23 protein-coding genes are annotated in these 25,215 nt (G+C 67.5%); 6 read left to right on the top strand and 17 right to left on the bottom strand.

What is annotated here, in order from left to right:
- Positions 1 to 630 precede the first annotated feature (630 nt).
- Positions 631 to 2,502, top strand: coding sequence for a hypothetical protein (locus OG976_RS01650; protein WP_328357014.1), 1,872 nt, complete (start codon positions 631 to 633; stop codon positions 2,500 to 2,502).
- A 64-nt stretch (positions 2,503 to 2,566) separates the two neighbouring features.
- On the opposite strand, the gene OG976_RS01645 is transcribed toward OG976_RS01650, so the two are convergent.
- A complete protein-coding gene (locus OG976_RS01645) occupies positions 2,567 to 2,887 on the bottom strand; it encodes a hypothetical protein (RefSeq protein WP_328357011.1) in 321 nt (106 codons plus the stop codon).
- A gap of 73 nt (positions 2,888 to 2,960) precedes the next feature.
- The gene (locus OG976_RS01640) at positions 2,961 to 3,428 is read right to left on the bottom strand and encodes an SHOCT domain-containing protein (protein ID WP_328357008.1); all 468 of its coding nucleotides are present in this window, start codon (positions 3,426 to 3,428) and stop codon (positions 2,961 to 2,963) included.
- Between the two features lie 249 nt (positions 3,429 to 3,677).
- On the opposite strand from OG976_RS01640, the gene OG976_RS01635 reads away from it, so the two are divergent.
- Complete coding sequence (locus tag OG976_RS01635) at positions 3,678 to 4,445, top strand: hypothetical protein (protein WP_328357005.1); 768 nt, start codon at positions 3,678 to 3,680, stop codon at positions 4,443 to 4,445.
- Between the two features lie 65 nt (positions 4,446 to 4,510).
- Here OG976_RS01635 and OG976_RS01630 read toward each other — a convergent pair whose 3' ends face one another.
- Positions 4,511 to 5,389 (bottom strand): CPBP family intramembrane glutamic endopeptidase, encoded by an 879-nt coding sequence (locus tag OG976_RS01630; protein ID WP_328357002.1) that lies wholly within the window; start codon positions 5,387 to 5,389, stop codon positions 4,511 to 4,513.
- Positions 5,390 to 5,473: 84 nt separating this feature from the next.
- Between OG976_RS01630 and OG976_RS01625 the strand changes: the two genes are divergently transcribed.
- Together OG976_RS01625 and OG976_RS01620 are read left to right on the top strand one after the other, a co-directional pair.
- Complete coding sequence (locus OG976_RS01625; RefSeq protein ID WP_328356999.1) at positions 5,474 to 5,770, top strand: hypothetical protein; 297 nt, start codon at positions 5,474 to 5,476, stop codon at positions 5,768 to 5,770.
- A gap of 10 nt (positions 5,771 to 5,780) precedes the next feature.
- The gene (locus tag OG976_RS01620) at positions 5,781 to 6,659 is read left to right on the top strand and encodes an SDR family NAD(P)-dependent oxidoreductase (protein ID WP_328356996.1); all 879 of its coding nucleotides are present in this window, start codon (positions 5,781 to 5,783) and stop codon (positions 6,657 to 6,659) included.
- Here the strand turns inward: OG976_RS01620 and OG976_RS01615 are convergent.
- The 3 genes from OG976_RS01615 to OG976_RS01605 all read right to left on the bottom strand — a co-directional run bounded on the left by OG976_RS01615 (position 6,656) and on the right by OG976_RS01605 (position 9,769).
- Positions 6,656 to 7,774: a hypothetical protein gene (locus OG976_RS01615; RefSeq protein ID WP_442930484.1), complete on the bottom strand. Its 1,119-nt coding sequence runs from the start codon at positions 7,772 to 7,774 to the stop codon at positions 6,656 to 6,658. The two genes, OG976_RS01620 and OG976_RS01615, sit on opposite strands and share 4 nt — an antisense overlap.
- 211 nt (positions 7,775 to 7,985) lie before the next feature.
- Positions 7,986 to 8,648: a class I SAM-dependent methyltransferase gene (locus tag OG976_RS01610; RefSeq protein ID WP_328356990.1), complete on the bottom strand. Its 663-nt coding sequence runs from the start codon at positions 8,646 to 8,648 to the stop codon at positions 7,986 to 7,988.
- 80 nt (positions 8,649 to 8,728) lie between these two features.
- Entirely contained in the window at positions 8,729 to 9,769 is a 1,041-nt protein-coding gene (locus OG976_RS01605) for an alpha/beta fold hydrolase (protein ID WP_328356987.1), read from the bottom strand.
- A 255-nt stretch (positions 9,770 to 10,024) separates the two neighbouring features.
- Here OG976_RS01605 and OG976_RS01600 point away from each other — a divergent pair, with 255 nt between their 5' ends.
- A complete protein-coding gene (locus OG976_RS01600; protein ID WP_328356985.1) occupies positions 10,025 to 10,993 on the top strand; it encodes an acyl-ACP desaturase in 969 nt (322 codons plus the stop codon).
- Positions 10,994 to 11,000: 7 nt separating this feature from the next.
- Here the strand turns inward: OG976_RS01600 and OG976_RS01595 are convergent, their stop codons facing one another.
- The 3 genes from OG976_RS01595 to OG976_RS01585 all read right to left on the bottom strand — a co-directional run bounded on the left by OG976_RS01595 (position 11,001) and on the right by OG976_RS01585 (position 13,940).
- Positions 11,001 to 11,435 carry a hypothetical protein gene (locus OG976_RS01595; RefSeq protein ID WP_328356982.1) on the bottom strand — a complete coding sequence of 145 codons (435 nt, stop codon included), beginning with the start codon at positions 11,433 to 11,435 and terminating at the stop codon, positions 11,001 to 11,003.
- A gap of 11 nt (positions 11,436 to 11,446) precedes the next feature.
- The gene (locus OG976_RS01590) at positions 11,447 to 12,691 is read right to left on the bottom strand and encodes a hypothetical protein (RefSeq protein WP_328356979.1); all 1,245 of its coding nucleotides are present in this window, start codon (positions 12,689 to 12,691) and stop codon (positions 11,447 to 11,449) included.
- Positions 12,692 to 12,779: 88 nt separating this feature from the next.
- On the bottom strand, positions 12,780 to 13,940 hold the full coding sequence (locus OG976_RS01585) for an App1 family protein (protein WP_328356976.1): 1,161 nt from the start codon (positions 13,938 to 13,940) through the stop codon (positions 12,780 to 12,782).
- Positions 13,941 to 14,069: 129 nt separating this feature from the next.
- Here OG976_RS01585 and OG976_RS01580 point away from each other — a divergent pair, with 129 nt between their 5' ends.
- A complete protein-coding gene (locus OG976_RS01580) occupies positions 14,070 to 16,667 on the top strand; it encodes a hypothetical protein (protein WP_328356973.1) in 2,598 nt (865 codons plus the stop codon).
- 24 nt (positions 16,668 to 16,691) lie between these two features.
- Here the strand turns inward: OG976_RS01580 and OG976_RS01575 are convergent, their stop codons facing one another.
- The 8 genes from OG976_RS01575 to OG976_RS01540 form a co-directional block, all read right to left on the bottom strand.
- Positions 16,692 to 18,014 carry a flavin monoamine oxidase family protein gene (locus OG976_RS01575; RefSeq protein WP_328356970.1) on the bottom strand — a complete coding sequence of 441 codons (1,323 nt, stop codon included), beginning with the start codon at positions 18,012 to 18,014 and terminating at the stop codon, positions 16,692 to 16,694.
- 20 nt (positions 18,015 to 18,034) lie between these two features.
- Entirely contained in the window at positions 18,035 to 18,724 is a 690-nt protein-coding gene (locus tag OG976_RS01570; RefSeq protein ID WP_328356967.1) for an esterase, read from the bottom strand.
- Positions 18,725 to 18,803: 79 nt separating this feature from the next.
- Positions 18,804 to 20,105: an MFS transporter gene (locus tag OG976_RS01565; protein ID WP_328356964.1), complete on the bottom strand. Its 1,302-nt coding sequence runs from the start codon at positions 20,103 to 20,105 to the stop codon at positions 18,804 to 18,806.
- Between the two features lie 95 nt (positions 20,106 to 20,200).
- Positions 20,201 to 21,607: an NCS2 family permease gene (locus OG976_RS01560; protein ID WP_328356961.1), complete on the bottom strand. Its 1,407-nt coding sequence runs from the start codon at positions 21,605 to 21,607 to the stop codon at positions 20,201 to 20,203.
- Positions 21,608 to 21,650: 43 nt separating this feature from the next.
- Positions 21,651 to 22,148 (bottom strand): hypothetical protein, encoded by a 498-nt coding sequence (locus OG976_RS01555; RefSeq protein ID WP_328356958.1) that lies wholly within the window; start codon positions 22,146 to 22,148, stop codon positions 21,651 to 21,653.
- A gap of 7 nt (positions 22,149 to 22,155) precedes the next feature.
- The gene (locus OG976_RS01550) at positions 22,156 to 22,821 is read right to left on the bottom strand and encodes a hypothetical protein (RefSeq protein ID WP_328356955.1); all 666 of its coding nucleotides are present in this window, start codon (positions 22,819 to 22,821) and stop codon (positions 22,156 to 22,158) included.
- A gap of 267 nt (positions 22,822 to 23,088) precedes the next feature.
- Positions 23,089 to 24,174 (bottom strand): NAD(P)H-dependent amine dehydrogenase family protein, encoded by a 1,086-nt coding sequence (locus OG976_RS01545; RefSeq protein ID WP_328356952.1) that lies wholly within the window; start codon positions 24,172 to 24,174, stop codon positions 23,089 to 23,091.
- 11 nt (positions 24,175 to 24,185) lie between these two features.
- Positions 24,186 to 25,202 carry a Rieske 2Fe-2S domain-containing protein gene (locus OG976_RS01540; protein ID WP_328356949.1) on the bottom strand — a complete coding sequence of 339 codons (1,017 nt, stop codon included), beginning with the start codon at positions 25,200 to 25,202 and terminating at the stop codon, positions 24,186 to 24,188.
- Between the last annotated feature and the right edge of the window lie 13 nt (positions 25,203 to 25,215).

Genomic DNA, 25,215 nt, shown 5'->3' with positions numbered 1-25,215 from the left:
GCCACAGTGCCTGGGAGCAGATGCCATGGAGACGGAGCGTGCGACGTGGACGTCCGCCCGATCGCGCGCCAAACACCCGAGCACGCCCGGTCCGGCGGCCGCCGCGTGCCGGGAACTGCTCGCGCGGATCCAGCCGGAGCCTCCATATGCCGGGTGCGTGTGCATCTGCCCCGGGGTGCGGACGAGTAGCTGATCCCGGTGAGCGGCCGTGCGACGCGTATAGGTGTCGCATCGCGCGGGGCCTATACGCGATGTGGGACGGCGCCCTGTTCGAGTCCGTGCGGGAGCAGGTAGCCGCGCTGCTCGGGGTGCCGGCCGGGGTGAGGGAGCGGCTGCTCGGTGCGGTGGCCGCGGGTTGATCGGACCTGCACGCACTGTGCCCTCGGCTATCTCGGCTATCTCGGCTGGGGCGCAGCTGTGTCGTGGACCGGGGAGCGACACCCGCGAAGCCGACCGCATCTACTTGTCGGACGACACTTCTACGATCGCATCATGCCTCGACTCGGCGGATTCCCGCATGCTCGCCCCTTCGATTCCGACGCGCTGTACGAGACCGCGACTTCCGAGTCCGGAGTAGTGAGAACGTCCCTGCCGCCGGGGCCGGAACGGGACGCGATCCTGACCGAGATCGTGGAGGCGCTCCAGGCAGATGCGGCTGATGTGCCCGCTATGGTCGAAGAACTCCGCGGGCTGATGGTCGGCCGCGACCTCACTCAGCTCATCAACTCTGTGGCGGTGCCCGCGATGGCGGTCACGTTCACCGGCGGTGAGAGTCTCGCCGACGGCGACGCCACATCGACGTGGGCGGCGAAAATCGAATACCTCGTGGGTGTCGCACTGTCCGTGGATCCCGGTGGCGCCGCTGACACCCCCGCTGAGGTCACGCAACGGGTGAGTCAGCTGATTAGCGATATCTTCGAAGCCGACCAGGTGCGCATGTTCACCGAGTCCATCGAGATCGCAAGCGCCACCGCTGCGGAACGTGAGCTGCTGCTGCAGCAGCTGCGGTTGGAGTACCAGGCGGACCGGATGCCTGGTTACGCAGTGCATCTCGAGCAAGTGGACGCGGAGGTCTTCGGGCGACACCGCAACTACTACGTGAGCGGACTCGGCTTCGACCCCGCGGACGTCATCCGGGCGACTCGGCTTCACACGCGATCGACTAGCCGCATGCTGTCAGCGGCGCTCGACGGTATGGCCGATGCGTTGAATAGCGGCGGGCCGAGTCCCGAGGCGGGCGAAGCGATGCGCAGAGCGTTCGATGCGATCACGCTGTGGAAGCCCGAGGACGTCGCTGCCAGCACCGGCATCGCCGTGGAACAGGCCTCGGCGATGCTGGAGTTCTTCTCGACGGAGTACGGCTGCCAACCAGAGTTCCGCGTGCCCGGCGACTCGAACCGGGCACGCACCCACCCCTGCATCAAGCTCGACGACGGCACCTACCTCGTTCCGGACCCGTGGTCGATGTCGGCGATCATCCACCACCGCCTCGCCGCGGAACCCAAGCGCAACGGCTTCGACTCACAGAAGTACTTCAAGCACCGCCAGGACGCGCACGAGCGCCTCGTCGCCAGTGCGCTCGAGAAGGTGTTCGGCGTGTCCAACGTGCACTTGACGCAGCACTACGATCCCGCTTCGGGCCAGCACGGCGAGATCGACACTCTCGTCGCGTCCGAGTGGCCCCTGGTGGTCGAAGCCAAGGCGATCGCACTGACCGAACCTGGACGGCGCGGCGCCCCGCTCCGGGTTGACTCGAAGATCGAGACGATCCTTGGCAAGGCGTTGGACCAGACCCACCGCGCCCTGACCTACGTCCTCGATGAAGGCGGCCGCACGTTCGCGCCCACGGAGAACGGGAAGTCGAAACAGCCCCTTCCGGACGCCGTCTCGGGCGGCACAGCGATCATCGCCACGTTCGAGCGGATCGACCCGTTCGCCTCGGGAGGTCTGGCGGTGGCCGGCAACGTCAACCGTCCCACCTGGGTCGTATCGCTCACCGACCTGCTGATGGTTACCGACATCCTCACGGACCCTGCGGCGTTCCATCACTATGCGCGGACGCGGGCCGGGATGCACACGGCGCAGGCTTCGGCATTCGCTGAGGCTGACGCGCTCGGCGCCTATCTACTCGACCGCCTCAGGATTCTGGATAGCGCTGCGGTCGATACGCAGCTCGTCATCGGGTATTCGTGCGAGGCGCTCAACAACTTCTACACCCGGCAAGAGGCCGGTCTGCCGGCGGACAAGCCGACGGCACGTGTGCCGTACGAGGTCGCCGGAGCCTTGGCCAACGTGATGAATGAACCCGGCTGGGCGGCGGGGGTTGACGCGGTCATGGTGGCGGAGCTCGCGGTGTGGAAGAAGTGGAAGAACTTCCGCCGCAAACACCGACGCGGTGGGACCTTCACGCTCAACGATCAGGCGGCTCTCGTCGTTTCGATGGCGGCCGAGTCCTCACTCGAGAGGAAGGGCGATTCGCTCTTCATCAACATCCCAAGCTGACTCCGAACACACTGTGCCACTGGCAGATTCGCGGCTAGGCCACAGTGGTGTCTGGAGGGTGGCGCTACCCGTTCACATCGAGGACGAACCCGTCGATGTTCTCGCCAACGAACTCGTGGCTCCACGCGGCGACGATCGAGAACAGCGAAACGTATTCGACGTCCAGGCCGATGGCGGTGCGGGCCTTGTACATCGACTCCGCCTTCTCGACGCCGGCGTGCGGCTCGACGCGCAGGTCCAAGGGCGCGATCCTCACGGAGCCGTCGCGGGCGGGTGCGTCGAGCGCTGCGTCGATGTGGCGCGCCGCGGCGTTGGCGTTGGTCTTCGCGTCGTTGTGCAGGTTCCACAGAGCGGTGAAAAAAACGCGGCCGTTTGTTGTTGGCACCGAGATGCACCGTGTACTCCGCGCACGGTCGGGGGGAAGACCTGTTCGGGTCGCAACTTCGGCAGCATCTGACTCAGCCGATGAGCTTGCGCTTGGCGGTCTCGAACTCTTCCGGCGTCAACGCGCCGGCGTCCCGTAGCGCCGCCAGCTTGGTTAGTTCGTCCACCCACGAGGTGGAGGCGGCAGGTGCAGCAGCAGGTGCGGCAGCGGCGGGGACCGCCTGACGCGCGTTGCCCCCGAACCGCGGATGCGCGCGCAGAACCTGCTCGATCTTCTGGGCGGTTCCATAGCTCACGGCGGCCTCCGCGAGGACTGTGCCCGAGCCCTGGACGACGAACACCTGCTGCAGCCCAGAAGCACCGAGACGCTTCTTGTCGTCGCGCGTCACCTTGCGCACCGAGAACCCGGTGATGTCGGCGACCGTCACACGGAACGCGGGCAGCAGCTTCCCCGTCTGCCGGTACTCGATGTAGTCGCCGTAGTCGATCACGGCGCCGTTGCCGAACCCGAGCCCTATCGAGTTGCCCACTTCTCTCGCCACGCCGTGCCCCCTTCTGTACCGGTAAGCGCTGATCGTATCGATGCGCGGGGATCGCCGACGGTGGATCACATGCTCATTCGCCGAGGGTCCGGCAGCCAGGCACGGTAGCCGGAACGTCACCCCCGCCGAGTACCCTCCGCGCCCATGCACGTGCACTTCTCGGCCGGCGGCCTGCCGCTCATGCCGTAGCCCCCGCCCCGCGGAACGACCGTGGGCTCGGCGGGGGCTGCACTACCCGAGGAGACCGCCGTGTCCCGCACCGACGCCCATACCCCTTACCGCGTCCGCGTCGCCAGCCGTGAAGTAGTCGTGCGCGCCGTTCACCGCTGCGCCGGCCGCGACTGCGACTTGTTCGATCTCGTTCCCACCTGGTCGATCAGCCGTATCGGCCGCTGCTACTGGGAGTTCCGCTTCACCGACGGTGCGCTCAGTTCGGCCGTCGCGGTTGGCAACAATGTGCACGCGAGCACCAATGGCGTTCTCAACGTGGCGTCAACGCTGGGCAGCAACACTGCGGCCAGCGCAGGCACCACCACCGATGACGTTGCCAACGTCGCAGTGAGCCTCTGCGATAACGCAAACAGCTCCGCCGGAGGCACTTTCGGTACGGCCGGCTTCGGCAACGTTGCGATCAACATCGGCAGCGGCGACAACGTCACCCTTAACCGGAGCGCTGCCGTTGGACTGCTCGACATGTCCAACAACGTCGGTACCCGCAACCAGGCCGCTGCTGTCGGTGTGGCGAACTTCGCGAACAACTTCGGCGGCTCGGACAACAGCGCGCTCGTCAACGCTGGGACTGCGCTGTCGCACCCGGGTCTGAGCCATGCCTTCAACGTCTTCGGCAAAGGCAACAGCGCGACTGCAACCACCGGACCGTTCGCCGTGGCCGGGAATCTTCTCGGCACCGGCAAGAACACTGCTCAATCCGGCAGCGGCGTGAACATCAAATCCGCCGGGGCTACCAACTCCGGCGGTGCCGCCAGTGGCAAGTCCGGCAGGGCGTCGAGTACATAGCCAGACCGGCGACGCGTCTGGTCGGTTGGTGCACGCAGCGACAGTCACATCGGCTGCCTGCCGCCTCAGCCCTTCTGCTTCCACGACGGCGCCACGACATGGCCGCGCCGCACCGCCATGATCAGCAGGATGACGCCCGTCGTCGTGCACAGCAGGAACGCGATGACCGAGGCCTCGACGCCGAAGGTGCCGCCGGTCAGCAGCGCGGGGCCGTCGATGACCGGCTTGACCAGGCCCGGGTCGGTGTCACCGCCCGACACGATGCCCGAGAAGACGCCCGACTGGGTGTAGTTCCACGCGATGTGGAAGCCCATGCTCATCCACAGCCGCCGGGTCAGCATGTAGGCGGCGGCGAGCAGGATGCCGGCTTCGGCGCTGATGAAGATGGCGCCCAGCAGCGTCGCGCTCGGGTTCATCAGGTGAACGAGGCCGAACACCAGCGACGACACGACCAGCGAGATCCAGCTGCCCAGCCACTCCTCGACGATGCGGAACAACACCCCGCGAAACAGCAGCTCTTCGAAGATGCCCGAGCTCAGCGCCATGGGAATCGCCGCCAGCATGTAGGACACGGGATTGAGCCCGTCGATCGTGTAGTTGCCCAACATCATGAGGACGACGATGCAGGCGGTGTAGAGCCCGGCGCCGACGAGAAGTCCGATGCCGAGTTCCCGGCCCATCCCGGGTAGCGTCAGTTCGGTGACCGGACGGCGCTCGATCAGGCGGACCAACCCCACGTAGATGGCGAATCCGACCGCCGACCAGCCGATGACGATTGCGATCTGCAGCAGCGGATTGCCCGCCGCATCTCCCAGGAACATGTTGCTGACGCCCAGCATGCAGAACATCGCGGCGCCCAACACGGCCAGGCGCAGCAGCGGGAACTGGGCGATCCGCAGCCACATCGGCTTGTGATGCCCGATGTCGTCCTGGCTGGCGGTCACCGTCAGCACGTTACCGCCGGGCACCGACTCGATTCGTCCGTCCCGGTATCCCGCCCGCAATGGGGCACACGCTATAAATCAACGGTGAGCACACACGTGAACCTGACCGCCGAAGAAAACACGCTGATCGGCAAATCCCATCCCGAGGCCTTGGCGCGCCTAGACGAGAAGGCCCTGAAGGATCTGCTCAGCCAGCTCCGGCGGGCCCGTGACAAGAACTTCAGCCTCCTGCGCCGCGAGGGCGCAGCCCGCGTCGAAGCCGAAAGTGCGCGCGGCGCCGCCCAGCCTGCCAACGAGAAGCGCAGCGAAAAGGTCGAGGTGTTCGACGAGGCACTGGCACGGGTTCAGGATCGCCTCGACGCACTCGGCTCTGCCGAGTAGCCGTAGCCGGGTGGATATCGCGGGACGCACGGTCGCGGTCACCGGTGCCGGAAGCGGAATCGGCGCCGCATTGGCCATTGCCGCGGCTCAGCGTGGTGCGGCCGCTGTCGCCGTCCTCGACATCAACCTCGAGGCCGCCGAGGACACTGCCTCCCGCATCCGGGAGCACGGCGTGGCCAGTGCCGCGTTCGCGTGCGACGTCGCCGACCTCGCGCAGACCGAACGCGTCGCGGCCGAGGTCGTCGACACCCTCGGAGTTCCTGGCTTGGTGTGCGCGAACGCGGGGGTCAACACACCCGCGACGGCCTTGCTCGACGGCAACCTCGGCGATCTGCAATGGGCCCTGTCGGTCAACGTCATCGGAACCTGGGCCACCATCAAGTCCTTCGGGCAACACCTGCGCAGCAGTTCCGAACCCGGCTGGTTTCTGGTCACGGCCTCCGAGCACGCCGTCGGAGTTCCCTTCGCGGGCAACGGTTTCTACACCGCATCCAAGCATGCCGTGCTCGGGCTGAGTGACGTCCTTCGCCGCGAGCTGCCTGCCCACCTCGGCGTCAGCGTCATGATCCCCGGCCTCGCGGCAACGGGGTTGTGGCAGAGCGGGGCACTGCGGCCCGCCGACTACGGTGGACCGCTACCGGCCACCGAGGCGGAGAACCGCATCATCGCCCGGGGCATGGATCCCGACCTCGTGGCATCGCGTGCCCTCGACGGGGTCGCCGACGAACGATTCCTGATCGCCACCCACCACCACGTACGCGACTACTCCGACGAACGGGCCGCCGACATCGCGGCCGCCTTCGAGGCGCTCGACCCGGGCGACGACCCGTCATTCGATCTCGCGACGGTCATCGCCGCGATGCGGTCGAAGCGATCCGAGCGCACCTAGGTCGGCCCTAGTTCGCGCGGACCGCCGCCCCGGCCTCCGAATCCGCCGGTGCCACCGGTTACCCCGCTTGACGAGTTGCCCGGCTGTCCGTTCTTGCCTGCCTGAAGCCCTCCGAGGCCGCTACCGCCAGTGCCACCGTTCCCTCCTGTGCCCCCCAGCCCGGACGTCGTGGACCCGCCACGTCCGCCGGTACCACCGTTTCCGCCGGCTAGCCCGCCTGCTCCGCCGTCGCCCCCGCTTCCGCCGGGACCGCCCGCGCCGAGGGTCACACCGCCGCCGTTGCCGCCGTATCCGCCTGTGCCACCAGCGAATCCGCCGTGACCACCGTGTCCGCCGCCGCCGCCCCTGCCGCCGGGGCCTGTGACACTGGCACCTCCGTCGCCGCCCGATCCGCCGTCGCCGCCGCGGCCAGTGATACCCGCGCCACCGCCGTCGCCTCCGGTTCCGCCCTTGCCCGCTCCGTCGCCGCCCGCCCCTCCCGCGCCGCCGCGGCCGCCACTGTTGCTCAATGCGCCGCCAGCTCCGCCGTTTCCGCCGGCACCCCCGGGGGCGTTGGCCCCACCGGCGCCACCGTTCCCGCCGCTGCCCCCATTGCTCATCAGGCCGCCGCTGCCACCCGCACCGCCGCCTCCGCCGTTGGCGTGATTGGCGCCGCCGCGACCACCGTCACCACCGACGCCGCCTGGTCCACCGAAGAGTCCGCCGCTCCCGCCATTTCCACCGTTTCCGCCATTGCTGCCTGCCGACCCGGTTCCGCCCAATCCGCCGTTGCCGCCGTGACCGCCGAACAGCCCGCCGGTTCCACCATCTCCACCATCACCTCCACCGGCAGACCCGTTCCCGCCGTCGGCTCCGATCCCGAACAGCAGACCACCGCGGCCACCTGCACCCCCGTTGATGTCTTCGCTGTCGCTGTCGCCGTCGCCGCCGCGTCCACCGTTGCCGAACAGCCCGCCGTTGCCACCGTCGCCGCCGTTGGCTCCGTTACCGCCGTTGCCCATCAACAACCCACCGTTGCCACCCCGGCACAGGCTGCCGCAGGTATCGCGATTCGGCGTGTAGCCGTTGCCGATCAGCAATCCGCCGTCGGGATGTTCGGCGGTGCCGTCGCCCACCAGAACAACGGCGACCGTGGCGGCCGCGGGGCCGACCGCGGCAGACTTACCGAGGCAGGATGAGCCCGGAAGGCACTGGGTGGCAGTGCCTTCCGGAGCCGCCGACGCTGATCCGCAGTTCGTTGCGGCCAGGAGGTATCCGGCGCCGACGATCGCCGCGCCGGCAAGTGCGCTGCGCAGATATGGCGGGTGCGGGAGCCGCGCGCGGTGCTCAGCCATGACCGAGAGCCATTCTCGCCCGCCCGACTGCCAGCGGATGCACGATCGCGGGCATCCCGTGCCACACCCCGTCGTCGGCCTCGACGACGAATCCGTGGGCGCGCATGAGGTCCAGCGTCGGCCGGTTGCACACGCATCCGCCGGCGAAGCCACGCCAGGGCTTCAGCAGCGCATCCTGACATGCCGCGAGAAACGTTGAGCCCGAACGGATGTGCTCGATGAACACCAGGTGGCCCCCAGGGCGCAACACTCGGGCGATCTCGTGCAGCGCAGCACTCGGGTCCGCGACCGTGCACAAGACGAGCGTCGAGACCACCGTGTCCACCGAGGCGTCGGCCAGTGGAAGGTTCTCGGCGCTGGCGTCGAGCACCCGGGCTGCTCGGCCATCGCGGGCCAGGCGCCGGGCAAGCTTGTGCCGCATCCCCGGCTCGGGTTCGGCCAGAAGCAGCTGGTCTATCGCGGCGGGGTAGTGCGCCACGTTCAGCCCGGTGCCCGCCCCGATCTCGAGGACGGTGCCGTAGGCCGTGGCCAGGAGTTCACGCCGGCGCCGCCGCATTCCGACGATCTCGCCGAGCCACAAGAACGGGTCGTACACCCGGGCCATCACCCGCAGCCAGGTGGCGTACGGCGTCGGGGCATGCATGGTCTCGGTCATGCCCGGAATCTATGGGCCACCAGGACCTTGGCGCATCGCTCGATGCGGCCATCTCTGGCGGATGGCCCGTTTCGGCTATCTCACAACAGGCCCAGGCGCGCGGCTTCAGCGACCGCTGCGGTGCGTGACGTACGGCCGAGCTTGCGGCGGATGTTGGCGACGTGACGATGCACCGTGTGCGGGCTGAGCACCAACTGCTCGGCGATCTCCCGATCTGCGAGACCCCGTGCGACGCAACCCAAGATCTCACGCTCGCGGTCCGACAGCAGCCCCGGTTCGCCCGGACTCGTCTGCGGCGTGTCCGGCTGCGCGGAGAGGGCCAGGCGGCACGCCCGGGCCACCGAATCGACGTCGCCGTGCCACGGGAAGTGGGCACTGCCCGGCAGCGGAACGAAGGTGGCGCCGGGGATCGTCGCGGCGACCTCCCGACCCAGCCGGTACGGCACCGCGCGATCGTCTCGGCGGTGGATGACCACGGTCGGCGACTGAACCAGCGGAAGATAGTCGCGGACGTCGAGGCGATACACCAGCGCCAGCAGTGCGGCCGCGGTATCCGCGCTGGCCGACTCGCGCTGCACGCGGGCGAACCGTTCGTGCTCGGCGGCGTCGGCGCCGTCGAGGAACAGGTCACTGAGCATGCGCGAACCCAATCCCCAGTGCGCGCGGACCGCGCCGATGATCGCGTCAGAAACTCCGGGAGGGGTGAGCTCGTCACCCCGGGCATAGGAGCCGTAGAGCACCAGGTGCTCCACGCGTTGCGGACTCGCCGCGGCGAAGGCGGCCGCGGTGCAGCTGCCCGACGAGCCGCCGAGCAGCGCGGCGCGGTCGATGCCGAGTTCGTCGAGCAGCGCCCGCAGCACGGCGACCTCGCCGGCGAGTGTGAGGTCGGTCTCGCGAACGTCGCGGTCCGACATGCCGACGCCGAGCCGGTCGTAGCGGATCAGGGTGTGGCCGGCGGCCACGGTGTCCCAGAATCGCCGCACCCCGGCGTCCTGCCAATCCAGTTCCAGGTGGCTGACCCACCATGCCGGAGCCACCAGCGGCGGGCCGCTCCCGCGCACCTCAAAGGCCACCCGCCGGCCGTCGAAGGGCAGGAACCGAATCTGGGACTCGTCGGACATCGGTTCGAGCCTACGACGCGCTGGTCAGCGGCAGTGGCAGATGCCATCAGGCGCATTCCGCATGGAAACGACCCAGTTAACTGATTCGACCGGCAAATCTCCGGATGAAACGGCTGGGCAACGGGGCCGTGCCATGGCGCTCGGTGCTCCGCTGAGCTGGTACGGTGTGGGGGTTCTAGCTGGTCCTCGGGTCCGCGGATCATTCCACGCCGCGCGGGCGAGTTGCCCCTGCCGGTCGAAAGCAGGGGAGGTGTGATGGCCAAGCAGTTAACGGACGAGATTCTCCTCGCCGAACTGGAGCCCACGGCCGAGGACAACCTCAACCGACATCTCTCGGTGACCACCGACTGGTACCCCCACGACTACGTGCCCTGGGACCGTGGCCGTAACTTCGCCGCGACCGGCGGTCACGACTGGGCAGGCGAGCAGTCGCAGCTCAGCGATGTCGCGCAGGCTGCGATGATCACCAACCTGCTCACCGAGGACAACCTGCCGTCCTACCACCGCCAGGCCGCCGACAATTTCTCCCTCGACGGGGCGTGGGGCACCTGGGTGGGCCGCTGGACCGCCGAGGAGGGCCGGCACAGCATCGCGATCCGCGACTACCTGGTGGTCGCCCGCGGTGTCGATCCGGTCGCACTGGAACGCGCACGCGTCGAACACGTCACCAACGGATTCGGGCCCACCGCTGAGGAGGAGGCCCAGCACAAGACCGACTTCCTGCTGTCGATCGCCTATGTGTCCTTCCAGGAACTCGCCACTCGGGTCAGTCACCGCAACACCGGCAGGGTCTGCGACGATCCGATCGCCGACCGGCTGCTGCAGCGCATCGCCGCCGACGAGAACCTGCACATGATCTTCTACCGCAACCTCTGCGGCGCCGCGCTGGATCTCGCGCCCGATCAGGCGCTCGAGGCCATTGCCGCCGTCGTGGAGAACTTCCGGATGCCCGGCCAGGGGATGCCCAACTTCCGCCGCAACGGCGTGTTGATGGCCAAGCACGGCATCTACGACCCGCGTCAGCATCTCGACGAGGTGCTGATGCCCACGCTGCGCAAGTGGCGGCTGTTCGAACGCACCGACTTCAGCCCGGTCGGCGAGCAGCGGCGTGACGAGCTCGCCGACTACCTCGCCACCTTCCAGGGTCAGGTGCAGAAGTTCGAGGAGCAGCGGGATCGTCTGTTGGCCCGCAAGGCCAACAAGAGTCAACAGCTGACAGGCTAAAGCCGCTTCAGCCCGCCGCGCACCCGGACAGGAACAGCGACGCCGGGATCGTGGCGTCGGCTGGCGCGGTGGTGGTGGTCGGGTTGGTCCCGCACACCTTGGTCTTGTCCTGCACCACCCAGGACTGGCCTTCGGCCCGGAACGCGAACGACGTCGGGGCGCCCCGGTCGGGCTGCTGCGCGCTGGCCAGCAATCCGCTGGTAACCGCCCAGCCGTCGGCGCACTGCAGGTCGTCGATGGTGTAGACGTTGTCCTTGCCGAGTGCCCGCGCCGCCGATGCCGCGGCGTCGGCGAGTTGTGCCTTAGTGCAACGGGTTTCGCCACCGGTTGCTTTCGTGGTGGTCGTCGGACTGGCCGGTGCCGGAGAGTTGGTGGTGCTACAGCCCGACATCACCGCGGCAGCAAGCACCGCGACCGTGGCAGCGAACATACGAGGCGTCATGGTTCCCTAACCTACGAGACCACGATGGACGGCAACGTTCCGGTCGGTGCACTAGAGGCCAGCCCGGCGAAGTAACTGCCCGACCACGTCCACAGACCAGCCTGCAGGCGCAGCGAACTAGCGCCCACCGCTGCATCACCGTCGGCGGCGGCGATCATGCTCGACAGCACCGCAGCCTTGCTCACCATCAGGTAGGCCGAGCTCAAGTCCACCAGTGCCGCATAGGACGTGGGGGACAGTCCGCCGGCCGCGACGATGGCCTGCCAGACGAATCGCCCTGCCCCGGTGGCACTTTCGAGAACCTTGCTCCACACCGCCATCTCCGCCCAGCCGAGAGTGGTGGGACTGTCGAGTTTGGCCAGTGCGCTGTCGTATCGTGTCGCCAACTCCAGCGGGACGGCGCTGGAGTTGCAGTCGAGAAACCCGTTGCAGCTCAAGGTGTCTGCCATCGACGGTACGCCCGCCGGCGGATTCTCCAGCACCACGTCCAGATAGCCCTTGTTATAGCCGTAGAGGGCCAGCAGCACCGGCACCGACACATGCGCCACCGCGTTGACGATCCACGGATTGCTCTGTGCGGCGCCGACGAGTCCGGCGGCCACCCCGTCGAACAGGTGAAGCGCGATCGCCGACGGCGACAGGTCGAAGACCGGTTGGGCCGCCGCCGTCACCACTGCCGGGGCGACGGTCGCCGTCGCCGTGTCACGCAGGTTGTCGCGCAACCAGATTCCGCCGAAGTACCCCGAGGCGGCCAGATTGCCCAGCAGCAGTCGGGTCTGATCCGGGGTGACGGCGGGGTCGGCGAGTGCATCGAGACTGGCCACCGCGAGGTCGCCGAAGAAGAAACGCGGGCTGTCTGCCGGGTCGCCGCCCGCAGCAATGTAGTCGGCGGCGAAGCCCGCCATGAAGTCCCTCGACACGGTGAACGACGCGCCACTTTCGACGGGCATCGCGGGCAGATTCACCGACTCCTGTGTCGCCGACACCGACACGGTCGCGCGGGCGCCGGCGGTTCTGCGCGGGCCGGCAACGGTGGGCGTGGCGGGGCGCGCTACTGGAGTCGACCGTGTGCGGGCCGCGGCCGCCGGCTTGGCCTTCTTGGCCTGCCGCGCCGAATGCGCTGAACTGGTCGACGCCGGGCCGGAATCGCTGTCCGGCGAGGCCCACGCCGAGGCGGCGCCGAACAGGAGCGCTGCGCCCACACCGAGTCCGACCGCCAGACCGCCGACTCGGCCGACGTACCTCGAAGCGCCCATGCTTCCTTCCCCGGGCAATGATGCCCTTTGGTTCTCGCCTGCAGAGGCTATCAGCTCAGCAAATACGGACACCGGCGCAACCAAAGCGTCACGGGGCGTCGTCGAGCTCAGCGCGTACCGCCGCCACGGTGTCCTCGTCGCACAGTCCACGGGAGCGGGCGAGTTCCGCGGCCTCCGAGGCGTCGGCCACCAGGTACAGCGGGATGCCCTCATCTCGAAGCGCCGCCGCACGCACAGCCACCTCGCGGTTACGTTCGTCGTGTTCGGAGCCGACCCGGCGGATCAACACCAGCGCGACGTGACCGGGGAAGTCGCGAGCCATCTCCTCGTAGGTCAGCGGGTCGCGCTGTCCGCTGTCACCGATCAGCACGAACCGCATGCCGGGGTAGGCCTCGAACAACCGGCGGATGGCCTGGCGTTTGTGCTCGGCGCCGCTGCGCCGCAGATATCGCTCGGTCGGGCCCCAATCGGTGAGGAACATCGGGCCCTGCGGGAAACCCTGCAGTTCGGCGAACTGCTCCAGCAACGGGTAGAACGACCAGCTGCCGGTGGAGACATAGAAGAACGTCGGCTCGGGTTTGCGGTTGCCTGCGCGAGTGACGACACCGCGGTTCAGTCCCCGGTACAGCGCTGCCATGCCCGGAATGGCGCGGCGCTGCTCAGCGTCGCGCAGCAGGGTGCGCGCCACCATGCTGACCCCTTCGGTCAGCCCGGTGAGCAGGATGGTGTCGTCGATATCGGAGATGACCAGGAACGGGGCCTTCAGCGACGGCTTGACGACCGGGCCCGTGCCGGACACGGCCTCGTCCCCGACCGCCGTGGTGACCGCGAGAGCCTCGTGCCACCCGACCCGCACACCGGGAACCGCAAGCGCGAACGTGGCGAAGCCGTGGTCGTCGGTGACTGCGGTGGCGCTGTGGCGCCCGATTCGCAATTCGACCTCGGCGCCGGCGATGTCCAGTGCGGCGTGGCGGCGCAGATTGGCCTGGGCGATGTCCCAGTACGGAATTCGGCTGTCGCCCGGTAACTCCGGAGCTTCGATCACCCGAACCCGGACCCGGGCCACGTCGTCGGCGACGAAACCGCGATAGACGATGACGTGCACGCCGCGGAATGCACCCGACTGCACCTTCTGGTCGCGGCGGCGCTGAGTGAGCCGGCCCTCGATCCCGGCGACCGCACCGGCAACCTGTGGGCTGCGCAGCGTCGCATTCAATTCGGAGGCGATGCGGCGGGGGAGGCGAGCCATGGTGTTCAGCATCGCAAATTGCTCGATTGAGTTGTCGAATTTGGTCACCGGATGGGACCAGCGGAGTAGCTTTGCGGCCACGCCGCTGCGCGCGGCACTGTCGGGGGTCGGGGGTGCCCAATGTCTGCCTTGAGCACAGCTGTGCGGGTGTGTGCGGGTGCGTTCGTCGTCGGAGTGCTGTTGGTCGGTCCCACTCCCGCCGGCATCGCGTCCGCCGACGACTCCGCCCACGACGCCGCGACGACAGCGGGCCACCACCCCGGAGCCGGACCTGCGAGGGGGGCGACCAGGCAGCCGTCTGCCGGCCCCGGCACGACCCACGGTTCGTCGGCACGACGTGTCGCAGCCGATGTGGTCGACCGGGCCGAGACCGCTGGAGCCGGTAGCGGGAAGCCCTCCCGGGTTGTTTCCCGGCGTGATCTGCGCGCCACGCTCGAGAGCGCCAACCAGGCCGAGTCGGTCGCGCCGGCCGTGGCGGCGGCCGGTTCCATGCGCGGTGCTGCAACGCCTGCGCGGGCGATAGCCGAAACCAGCACGGCAAACGCGACCGTCGACACTGCGCTGCCGACCGTCGCGAGGACCCCGCGGATCCCGCCGACGTGCGCGACGTGCACGGTCGGTTCGGCGCCGGGTCAGTTCCTCAGGGCCGCGATAACCCATTTCTTCGACTCGGCAACCGAGTGGCTGTCGCACTTGCCGGCCAATCCGATTGCCGACTTCCTCTCCGGTGCACTGCAATTGGTGAGACGGACGTTCTTCAGCTGGACCCTGGGTTCGGGTTCTTCCAACTTCCAACTCATCACGTTCCCCGAACTCGACTCGGCCAGTTCGACATTGGCCGTGCGCGTCGACCCCGGCCAGCAGCGCGCTGATGCGATCAAGGTCGATGCCGGGACGACGTTCACCCTGACCCTGCCCGGACCGACCAGCGACTACACCGTGCTGGCCAACAAGCCCGATCTGGTCCAGATCACGCCATCCGGCAATCAGATCCAGGTGACGGCGACCAAGCCAGGATTCCTGGGGCTCGCCATTCGATCCCAGGACGGGGCGGCGGAGCGCTACGTCGGCCTCTACATCGCCGATCCGGCAACGCACGCCGTACCCGACACCGTCGAGGGGTACCTCCCGGTGGGCACCGTGACGACAGTCGACGGTAGCGGCGACACGTTCCTGGAGAGCTTCAACTTCCGCACCGGCGTCGCACCGATCGACTACGCCTACATCTACGACCAGGGTGGCGCCGGCTACTCCGACGGCAACCTGAGCGGTCTGCTCACCCAGGCGTTGCGGCACGGCATGGTGCCCGTGGTGGTCTACTACAACATCCAGAACGTGCTGACGCCTGCAGGCCAGCCGACCGGAGTGGTGGAAGGTCCCGATGCGGCCTACCAGGCGATCAACGACTACAACGTTGCAACACAACAGGATCCGAGCCTGTTCACCAACTACATGCAGCGCTACTACGCCAAGATGGCGACCGATTTCGGCACGATGAACAAGCTCGGCGTACCGGTTCAGGTCGTCATGGAACCCGACTTTCTGAGTTACATGGCGATCTCGCAGCCGACCTTCCAGGCCCATACCTTCGTACCGGTAGCCGGCGACCGCACCCAGAACACCGCCGAAGTTTCGGCCATGTACGACCAGGGACTGCTCACCCGCGGAGTAGACCCCGACTTCCAGAACAACCTCGCGGGCATGGTCCAGGCCATCAACTACTACGTCGGCAGCCGACTGCCCAACGTGCGCATCGGCTGGAAGACCAACATCTGGAGTGTGGCCGATCAGCAGAACTGGTCACTGGGGCTGCTGCATATGACCGACCAGAGCACCTACCCGTGGCAGGGAACGTGGACCAAGCCGGCACCGACGTGGACCGAGGGCCGCGACTTCATCGCCGCACAGGGGGCGAAACTAGCCGCGTTCCTCGCCAAGGTGGGAGTGACCTCGCTGTCCGGGGCGCCCGGGCGGACCCCGTTCCTCGCGATCGACAAGTACGGGGTCGACGGCGCCTACGCATTCGACCCGAACATCTTCAGCCCGACGACGCAGACCGCGGCATTCGGCAATCTCAGCTCGTTCGTCGTCGGGGCGTACGGCAACGTGGCTTCCCTCTCCGATGCCGACAGCCTGAAGTACTTCGGCCTGTCCAAGGCGGCCTTCCAGGCCTTCTACGCCAAGTACGGCGGCAACTTCCCGGCCGGCGCCGCCGACGTCAGGGCGGTCTTCACGACGCTGCAGAACGCCGCGAAGGCGGACCCTAACCTCGCGCAGTGGTTCTTCAACGCCGACCAGTGGAACAACTACCTGCTCTTGGTCAAGTCGTTGTCCGACGGCCTGGGCGGCACGAAGGTGATGCTCTGGCAGATACCGCAAGGGCACGTCAACGGGTCGACGACTCTGTCTGGCCGGGACCTGACGAACACCAATGCCAACTTCGAGGATTCCGCCACGAGCTACTTCTTCGGCGACTCCTTCACGGCGACGGGTGGCCGGTTCGCTCACTTCGCGGGCAACCAGGCCACCGACGCCGGCGTGAGCGTGGTGGGCTCCACCATCACCTGGGGCGAGCACATGACCTTGGCGAGGCAGTCGGGAGCGATGTCCGTGCTCTTCGGTGCCGGACTCGGGGTCTCGACGCGAGGGTCGCCGACGCCGGGCGGCGGGATCAACGACCACAACTTCTGGTACGACAAGGCAACCGGGTATCTCTCCGGCGCATAAGGCGGCGTGAGGGCGACTGTCAGGTCAACCCAGAATTCGCTGGGCCTCGCGCCGGCCGCTCAGGTACGCCCCGTGCACGGTCGCGAAATGCTCGCCATAGGTCGCCTCACCGGCGAATAGCACCCGGTCAGAGGCCGGCTCGGCCAGGGCGTCCTGGTCGGCCGGGCTGGATCCGACCGCCAGGTAGCTGTAGGAGCCCAGCGCGTAGCGATCCGCAGCCCACCGGGTGACCAGCGACCCCTTCGGCGCGGGCGCGTCCAATGCGGTGCGCACCTGCTCGACGCTCTGCTGATCGGACAGCGCTTCGCGACTGCGTGCCGCGTCGCCGCCGCGCAAGCCCACCAGTACGGCGCCCGCGCCGAAGGACAGGCCGTTGACCAGGACGGGCAGCGGCTGGCCTGGCCCGACCAGCCCGATCACATCCGGAGACTTCGGCCAGAACGGTTCGTCGAAGCTCAGCACCACCTTGTCCAGCACGCCGAAGCCGAGTCGAGCGACGGCCGCGCGCTTGGCCTCGGGCAGCGGTGGGTCGAAAGTGATCGTGTCTGCCTTGAGGACGCCGAGGGGGACGGTCACGATCACCCGGTCACCGGTGAGCACACCGCGGGAGGTGTCCAATCGCACGCCCTGTCCGTCATCGACGATCCGGGTGACCTCGGTGCCGAGTTGGATGCTCAGGCCGTCGGCGAGATGGTTCGCCAGCTGCCGGTAACCCTGCGGCAGGATCAGGTCGGGTCCGGTGAACTCGCCCTCGGCGCCGAACCACCTCAGCGACAGGTCTTCCGGGTCGGCGCCGTACTCGGCGGCGATGTCGGTGGCCACCTGCCAGGCGAACAGCGGATCATCACCGTCGCTCACCCCGGCCAGGGCACTGCCCACTGAGGCCTCCGGCGCGGCGTCCTCGCCAAGGGAGTACACCTTCTTCAACACCGCGGCCCAGGCGTCGGCCGCCGTGTCGAGCGCCGCCGCGTCCACCTGGTGGCGGCCGTCGAACACCACCACGTCGTCCCAGTCCGTTTCGGCAGTGGCGGCGCCGGCCTGGTTGGCAAGGGCGACAAGGGGATTGCCCTTGGTACCGTGAATCCACGCCGCGCCCAGGTCGATCGGCACCCCCAGGGACGTGTCGGTCCACATCCGTCCGCCGATGCGCTCGCGCGCCTCCACCACCGTCACCCGCACACCAGCGTCGGTGAGTTCGCGTGCTGCCGCGAGTCCGGCCATCCCCGCGCCGACCACGATGACGTGTTTTCCGGATGACGGGCGTTCGGTGCCGCAGGCGCCGAGGGCCGCCGCAGCCGCCAACCCGCCTGCCCCGTAGATGAACTCCCGACGAGTCAGCGCGACCACGCCGCTGAGGCTATGCCGGTTCAGGCCAGCATGGAGTCGATCGCTGAGCGGGGGACCAGAACCTGCACCGGGCCCGCGGCTTCGGCCAGCAGCGAGCCCTGGCTGAAGAAGAAGATCACCCCATCGTTGGTGATCGCGAAGTTCTGATAGTTGGCCGGGTCGAGGCCGGCGCTCGGCGGGATGAACACCTGCTGGTCGGTCTGCTTCTGCAATTCGGCGAGCACGATCGGGTAGACCACCGGCAGCGGATCGGCCGTGGGCTGCCACAGGTTGTCCCAGGTGATCGGCTTGCGATAGGCCTGGTCCCAGTTGAAGGACTTGTACGACGTCTGCGGGTGCGCACCGCCGGTGTTCTGGTAGGTCTGCAGCACCACTGCCTGCGTGCCCCGTGGCGGTATCGACGACTCGTAGGTGGTCGAGGTGATGTCCAGCGCGTAGGGCAGCTCGCGTGGGGTGGACGACTTCGCCACGTTGAGGAATGCGTCGCGGGTCTGGCTCACATAGTCGGCAACCGACTTGGCATCCGGATAGCTGCTCGGGAAGCTGACGCTGACGTCGTAGGCAGGATCGGACAGGTTGATCTGGCAGGCCTGTCCGGTGTCGACGCCGTTGATCTCGGCGCAGTAGTTCTTCGGCGCGGCCGCGGCGACGCCGGAAGCGCCCCCGATGGCGACTGCCGTGAGCACCGCGCCGATAGTCAGGATCCGCATGTCGATTCTCCTCCCCAGGATGCCGGCGACTCGAGGCCGCCGCCGACACATCGTAGGTCATCGCGGCGGGCCGGCGAGATCACCGGTGGTGGCGCAGCAACCCGATGCTGACCAGGCTCACTGCCGAGAAACCAGCCATCATCAGCGCGATCGCACCGCTGCCGTGGGCTGCCATCAGCGCCGGTGAGATGACGGGCGGTATTGCGCCACCGAGGATTGCGGCAAGGTTGCTCGTCATGGCCGCGCCGGTGTAGCGATGGTTGAACGCGAAGATGCCAGGGATGAACGAGGCCAGCGGACCCAGCACGATGCCGGTGATCGCGTACGTCACCACGATGGCCACGCCGAACAACCCCGGCTCGCCGGTCTCGATCATGGGGATCACGACGAACGACCACGGCAGCGCCAGCGCGAAGCCGACCGCGATCACGCGCTGCGGCCCGTAGGTCCGGCTCAACGTCGCCGAGATGACCACGACGGCGACCACGCACAATCCGCCCAGCACACCGACCCCGAGAATGTCTGTCTTGGAGATGCCGGCCTGGCGCTCGGCCAGGGTCGTGAAGTAGGTGCCCGCCTGGAACGCGAACATGAACAAGCCGCTCATCACGCCGATTCCCAGGATCAGCTCGCGGGCCTGATGGCGCAACAAGCCGACGATCGGCACACCGGTGTGGGCGGGTGTGGACTCGGTGAACGCCGGGGTCTCCTCGACCTTCAGCCGGATGTAGAGCGCCGCGCCGAGCAGCACCGCGCTCAGCAGAAACGGTATGCGCCAACCCCATTGGAGGAAGGCCGAGCTGGTGGTTCCCAGCAGCGTGTGCGCCAGCAGGAACACCACGTTGGACAGCACCAGGGCGGATCCCAGGCCAAGCTGGGTGAACATGCAGGCATACGAACGCTTTTCGCCAGGGGCGCTCTCGGCGCACAGCAGTGCCGCACCGGCCCACTCGCCGCCGACGGCAAACCCCTGCATCAGCCGCAGGGCGATCAGGATCAACGGCGCCGCGATCCCAATCGAGGCCGTGCTCGGAACCAGTCCGACGCCGATGGTCGCCAAGCCCATGATCATCAACGTGATGACCAGGGTGCGTTTGCGACCGATCCGGTCACCCATGTGGCCGAAGAACGCCGCACCGACCGGGCGCGCCAGGAACGCGCTGGCGAAGCTGCCCAGCGAGGCCACCGTCGCCATGGTCGCGCCCAGGTGCGGGAAGAACACCTCGGGGAACACCAGTGCGGCAGCGGTGCCGTAGATGAAGAAGTCGTAGTACTCGATCGCCGAGCCGACGTAGCTTGCCGTCGCGGCCCGCCGCATGTTCTCGCCACCGGTATGGGAGTGCAGTTCGGTCCGACCGGGGCGCTGCCGCAATGTTTGCATCGGGCCATCGTGGTCGACGCCCGCGCCCAGGAGTATCGGTCAGCGTGTGGATTCCGCCGTCCCCCAATAAGGGGACAACTCACGTGGATGCCGACTCAGAGCACCGACGAAATCCCGTCGCGGGCGAAGTACACGACGAAACCGGCGGCCACGATCCACAGCAGCGGACTGATCTCGCGCGCCTTGCCCGCCGCTGAACGCACCACCACCCAGGTAATGAACCCGACCCCGATCCCGTTGGCGATCGAGTAGCTGAACGGCATCACCGACACCGTCAGGACCACCGGGAGCGCCACCGAGAACTCCGCGACGTCGACGTGGCGCAGCTGGGAGAACATCATCGTCCCGACGATGACCAGTGCTGCGGCGGCGACCTCGCTGGGGACGATCGAGGCCAGCGGCGAGACGAACATGGCCGCCAGGAACAGTCCTCCGGTCACCAGGTTGGCTAGACCGGTTCGGGCCCCCTCTTCGATGCCTGCGCCCGACTCGATGAACACGGTGTTTGACGACGACGACGTGGCGCCGCCGACCATAGCTCCGGCGCCCTCGACGATCAGCGCTGTGCGCAGGCGGGGGAAGACGCCGTTCTCGTCGGCGACACCGGCCTCGCGCGACAGGCCGGTGAACGTCCCCATCGCATCGAAGAAGTTGGCGAACACCAATGTGAACACCAGCATGGTCGCGGCGAGAACACCGATGCGGCTGAAACTTTCGAAGCTGAACGCGCCGACCAGTGACAGGTCGGGCAGCGCGAACGGCGATCCGGACAATTCCGGCACCGACAGCGACCATCCGCCGGGGTTTTGCACCGCCGAGCCCAGATGCCAGATCGCCTCGATGGCCATGGCCACCAGGGTGCCGATCACCAGGCCGATGAGGATTCCGCCGCGGACCCGGCGCACGACCAGGATTCCGGTGAGCAGCAGGGTGAAGATGAAGACCAGCGTCGGGACGGTGCTGATCGAGCCGTGGCCGCCGCCGCCGAGACCCACTGGGGGAGAGGGCAGGCCGGTCGACTGGATGAACCCCGAGTCGACGAGTCCGATGAACAGGATGAACAACCCGATGCCGGCGGTGATCGCCAGCTTGAGTTGCATCGGAACGGCGTCGAACACCATCCGCCGAAGCCCGGTGGCGGCGAGCACCACGATGATCACCCCGTTGATGACCACCAGTCCCATCGCCTCGGGCCAGGTTAGGGTGCCGACGACTGTCGTCGCCAGGAACGAATTGATGCCCAGCCCGGCGGCGAAGGCGAACGGAAGCCGGGCGAGCACGCCGAACAGGATCGTCATCACTCCGGCGGCCAGTGCGGTGGTGGCCGACACCTGACCGAACTGGAGCTCGTTGCCTGCGACGTCGGGGGCACTCGAGAGGATGATCGGGTTCAGCACGATGATGTAGGCCATCGCGATGAATGTGACGATCCCGCCGCGTATCTCGGCACCCATCGTCGACCCGCGCGCCGACACCTCGAAAAACCGGTCTACACGATTCACGTTTCGCACCCTAGGGCTCCGCGCGCTGTTCCGCAGTCGGCTTCTAGGGTTGTCCCGCAACGGCTGTCAGCGGGATGGTGACCGTACCCTGGCAGGCGCCGCTGTCGATGGTGGTCGTGAAGGTGCCCGCCAGCGAGCCGTCGGACTGCGGTGCGTAAGTGGTCACCGAATTCGCCGGGTCGTAGGTGATCGTGCCGTCGGGCAGCAGGCAGTCCCAGCGCCAACTGTTGGACCGTGACCACTGCGACCCCGTCCAGTCGAACTTCACCGACTGCACCACGTTGTCCTTGGGGGTCGGGCCGTCGAGCACCGACGCCACGCAGGTAGCACCGGAGCAGTCGGTGGTCATCTTGTACCAGGCGGTGTAGGGCGTCTCCTGTTGTGTGGCAGCGATACTCGTGCCGGACTTCTGGTCGGTGTGGAACGTGATCTTGTACCAGCCGCCCCAGAACGGGGTGTCGGCGTACGCCGTGGGCGTGGCGAGTGCGCAGCAGACCAGCAGCGTGGCCAGCGTCGTCAGCGGGCGGGAATGTCTGTTCACCGTGATCTCAGCCGACGTAGATCTCGTTGCCGGTGGGGTAGCCGCCGCCGTCGGTGGCGATGTGAACGTGTGTGTAGTGGTTGGCGTCGTCGGAACCGTAGTTGCCCATCAGCCTGGGGGCACCGTTGTGCGAGTACATCACTCGCCGCCAGATCACGTGGTTCAGCGACAGCCGGTCGGCGTTGGCCAGTGCGAACGCGGCGATCTCGTCACCGAGTTCCTTGCCGGCCGGCGTCTGATAGTTCGGGATCATCACGTCGATCGCCAAGCCGTTGGGATGCCACTTGAGCGCATCTGCCCGCACCCCGCCGATGTTCGTGATCTCGGGGAAGTACGAACTGACGAGGCGCTCGGCGAGGATGGTCTTGACCTGCAGGCCCTTCTCGTTGCAGATCCCGACCGGCAGCACGCGACGGTTCACCGCGCTGCGGCTGGCAGCGACGTCGGCTGCTGACATGACGATGTAGTGGGCGGCCACCGGCGCTGCCGGGATATCGAGCGGGGCGGCGGCCACCAGCTCGACGCCGGAGCTGGCCGGGCGCGACGAAGAGGTGCCCGACGCGGGGACGGTGACGGTGCTCGCGGACAGCAGCGCAGCGACCGGAAGAGCGGCCAGGGCGACGCCGGCAATCGACCAGCGGCGCCGCGGCTTGGCTAACCGGTGTTTCCCCACGCGGGGCACTTTACCTGCCCCGTTATGGCGCTTTAGCGCCCTTCGCTATCTTCGGTACCCCGCCGCGCCGGCCCTAAGGACGGCCGCGGGAGCGTCAGGTGTTGCTGCCCCGCGGCCAAGCCGACCCGCCGAACACACCGCCCCGGCGCCGCGAATCAAGCCCTGAACTGGGCGTTCATCCTGCGTTCACCAAAACGAATCCGGAGCGATACTGTCGGCGTTTCAGTTCGCTCTCAGGAGCTGCCAGCGGGCTCGAGACCGGCGGTCTTATTTTTTGAACCGGCCGGCGAACCCACGCAACGGCAGATCCGCACTCGTGATCAGCCCGGGCCGGGCCGCCACCACGGAGGCGATGGCATTGAGGGCGGGCAGCCCGGTGACCGTCATCCCGATCGAGGCGAACGAATCCGGATCGGACAGATCGACGCCGGGCTTCGGGAAGATCATGTGCTTGTTGTAGATGCACGGGTCGCCCTTGATCTGGGTGATGTAGCAGCCTTTGATGTCCCAGCTGGGATCGGTGTGCGGGGTCATCTGCCACTCCAGGTGCGTCTCGACGCGAGGAACTCCGTCGACCAGGCCCTGGTACTTGATGTAGTTGCCGCCCAGCGATCCCTTCGGCAGCTGGTACCACCCGAGATCGACGTCCTTGGTGCACGCACCCAGCTCGTAGGAGAAGGTCACCTCGTCGAGTTGGACGTCGAAGCAGTCGGCCATCATCAGCACGCTGTCGGCGAAGACGCGGGTGTACTTCTCCAGCTTGGCCGGAATGCTCGGGTCGTCGACGGGCTGGCCGTATCCAACCTCGATCCAGGTGTCCTTGGAGTGGTGGCAGGACACGTCGACCGACTCGATCGTGGTGACGTTCTCGATCTCGGCGACGTCCGACGAGCAGACCACCCCGAGAATCTGGTTGACGCCCGGGTTCATGCCGGTGCCGTAGAACGTCGAACCGCCCTTCTCGCAAGCCTCTTGGAGCAGTTGGCTCACCAGCTTGCCGGAGGGGTGCGGGTGGTTGCGGTCCCGGTGCCACCCGGTGATCCAGTCGGCCGTGGTGACGATGTTGATCCCGGCCTCGAGCACCGTCACATACAGATCCTCGTCGGGGAACACTCCGTGAAAGGTGAGCACGTCGGGCTTGGCGGCGATGATCTCCTCGACCGAACCCGTCGCGATCACGCCGATCGGCGGCAGGCCGACGATCTCACCGGCGTCTCGGCCGATCTTGTCGGGGGTATAACAATGCAGCCCGACCAGCTGCAGATCCGATCGGTGCGCCATCCGCCTGATCATCTCGGACCCGACGTTGCCGGTCGCCACCTGGAACACCCGGATCGGTTTCTTGGCGGTCATGGTGTTTCTCCTCAAAGTTGTTCGGCCGCAACGGAGTGCAGCTGGACCGGGGTCTCGGGATAGAACTGATTGGCCCACGTACGGAACGCGGTGAAGCCGTCGTATTCGGAGGTGGCCAGGGCCGGCCGCAGGGTGTAGCGCTGGTGGCGCCAGATCTCGATGTCGGCGGCGAACTGGTCGATCACCATCTGGGCGAATTCGCCGGCCTTGCGTTCGGCTTTCGCGCTGTCCTCGCCTGGCACTCGGCCGATGTAGACCATGAACCGGATGTCGGAGGTGTAGTCGTCGACCGGGGTGATCGCCGAGATGGTGCGGTTGTCGACCATGCCCCAGCTCTTGGTCACCGCGATGCCCAGGCCGGCGTTGATGGCCTCCACGCCGCTGTTGACGTCGTCGATGATCTGGCCCTCGTCGCCTTCGAACGTGATCGTGAAATCGACATAGGACACCGGCCCGTCGAAGTCGTGCCGGGTGAACAGCGGCACGATCGGCGTCTGGTGGACGTACTTGAAATGCGCGAAGTCGACGCCGTTTTCGAGAACGTACTGCGGGTGGATCTGCAGCCGGGCGCGAAACAGTCGCGCCTGTGGGTAGTAGTCGGCGGCGGTGCTGTCGTCACCGAAATCGGCGAAGATGTCGGCCACCTCGAAGTAGGGCTCGCGGCCCTGCGTGTCATGCCAGATGTAGATCGACGAATTGCGCTCGACGACGGGGTAGGTGCGGATGCGCCGACCGCGGTTGGGCCGGTCCTCGTAGGGGATGCAGACGTTGCGACCCTCGCTGTTCCACTGCCAGCCGTGAAACGGGCACTGGATGACCTCGCCGACAACCGTGCCGCCGTGGCCGAGATGGGCGCCGAGATGCTCGCAGTATGCGTCCATCACGGTGACCGCCCCGGACTCGGCGCGCCAGGCCACCAAGTCGGCGTCGAAGTAGGTCATCCGGTGCACGTCGCCGACAGCGATCTCATCCGACCAGGCGACCTGAAACCAGCCGGTGGGCTTCATCGGCAGGGCGGGCTTGGGCATGTCGGCGAGTCTA

This window comes from Mycobacterium sp. NBC_00419 (genome assembly GCF_036023875.1).
GTDB lineage: Bacteria > Actinomycetota > Actinomycetes > Mycobacteriales > Mycobacteriaceae > Mycobacterium.
Note: the sequence above shows the minus strand (reverse complement) of the source record. Positions and strands in the feature narration are given on the sequence as shown.

What these genes read in the sequence shown, in the direction of transcription:
- OG976_RS01610 (WP_328356990.1), bottom strand. Translation starts at nt 8,648, where the DNA reads ATGACCGAGACCATGCATGCCCCGACGCCGTACGCCACCTGGCTGCGG.
- OG976_RS01605 (WP_328356987.1), bottom strand. Translation starts at nt 9,769, where the DNA reads ATGTCCGACGAGTCCCAGATTCGGTTCCTGCCCTTCGACGGCCGGCGG.
- OG976_RS01600 (WP_328356985.1), top strand. Translation starts at nt 10,025, where the DNA reads ATGGCCAAGCAGTTAACGGACGAGATTCTCCTCGCCGAACTGGAGCCC.
- OG976_RS01595 (WP_328356982.1), bottom strand. Translation starts at nt 11,435, where the DNA reads ATGACGCCTCGTATGTTCGCTGCCACGGTCGCGGTGCTTGCTGCCGCG.
- OG976_RS01590 (WP_328356979.1), bottom strand. Translation starts at nt 12,691, where the DNA reads ATGGGCGCTTCGAGGTACGTCGGCCGAGTCGGCGGTCTGGCGGTCGGA.
- OG976_RS01585 (WP_328356976.1), bottom strand. Translation starts at nt 13,940, where the DNA reads ATGGCTCGCCTCCCCCGCCGCATCGCCTCCGAATTGAATGCGACGCTG.
- OG976_RS01570 (WP_328356967.1), bottom strand. Translation starts at nt 18,724, where the DNA reads ATGCGGATCCTGACTATCGGCGCGGTGCTCACGGCAGTCGCCATCGGG.
- OG976_RS01565 (WP_328356964.1), bottom strand. Translation starts at nt 20,105, where the DNA reads ATGCAAACATTGCGGCAGCGCCCCGGTCGGACCGAACTGCACTCCCAT.
- OG976_RS01545 (WP_328356952.1), bottom strand. Translation starts at nt 24,174, where the DNA reads ATGACCGCCAAGAAACCGATCCGGGTGTTCCAGGTGGCGACCGGCAAC.
- OG976_RS01540 (WP_328356949.1), bottom strand. Translation starts at nt 25,202, where the DNA reads ATGCCCAAGCCCGCCCTGCCGATGAAGCCCACCGGCTGGTTTCAGGTC.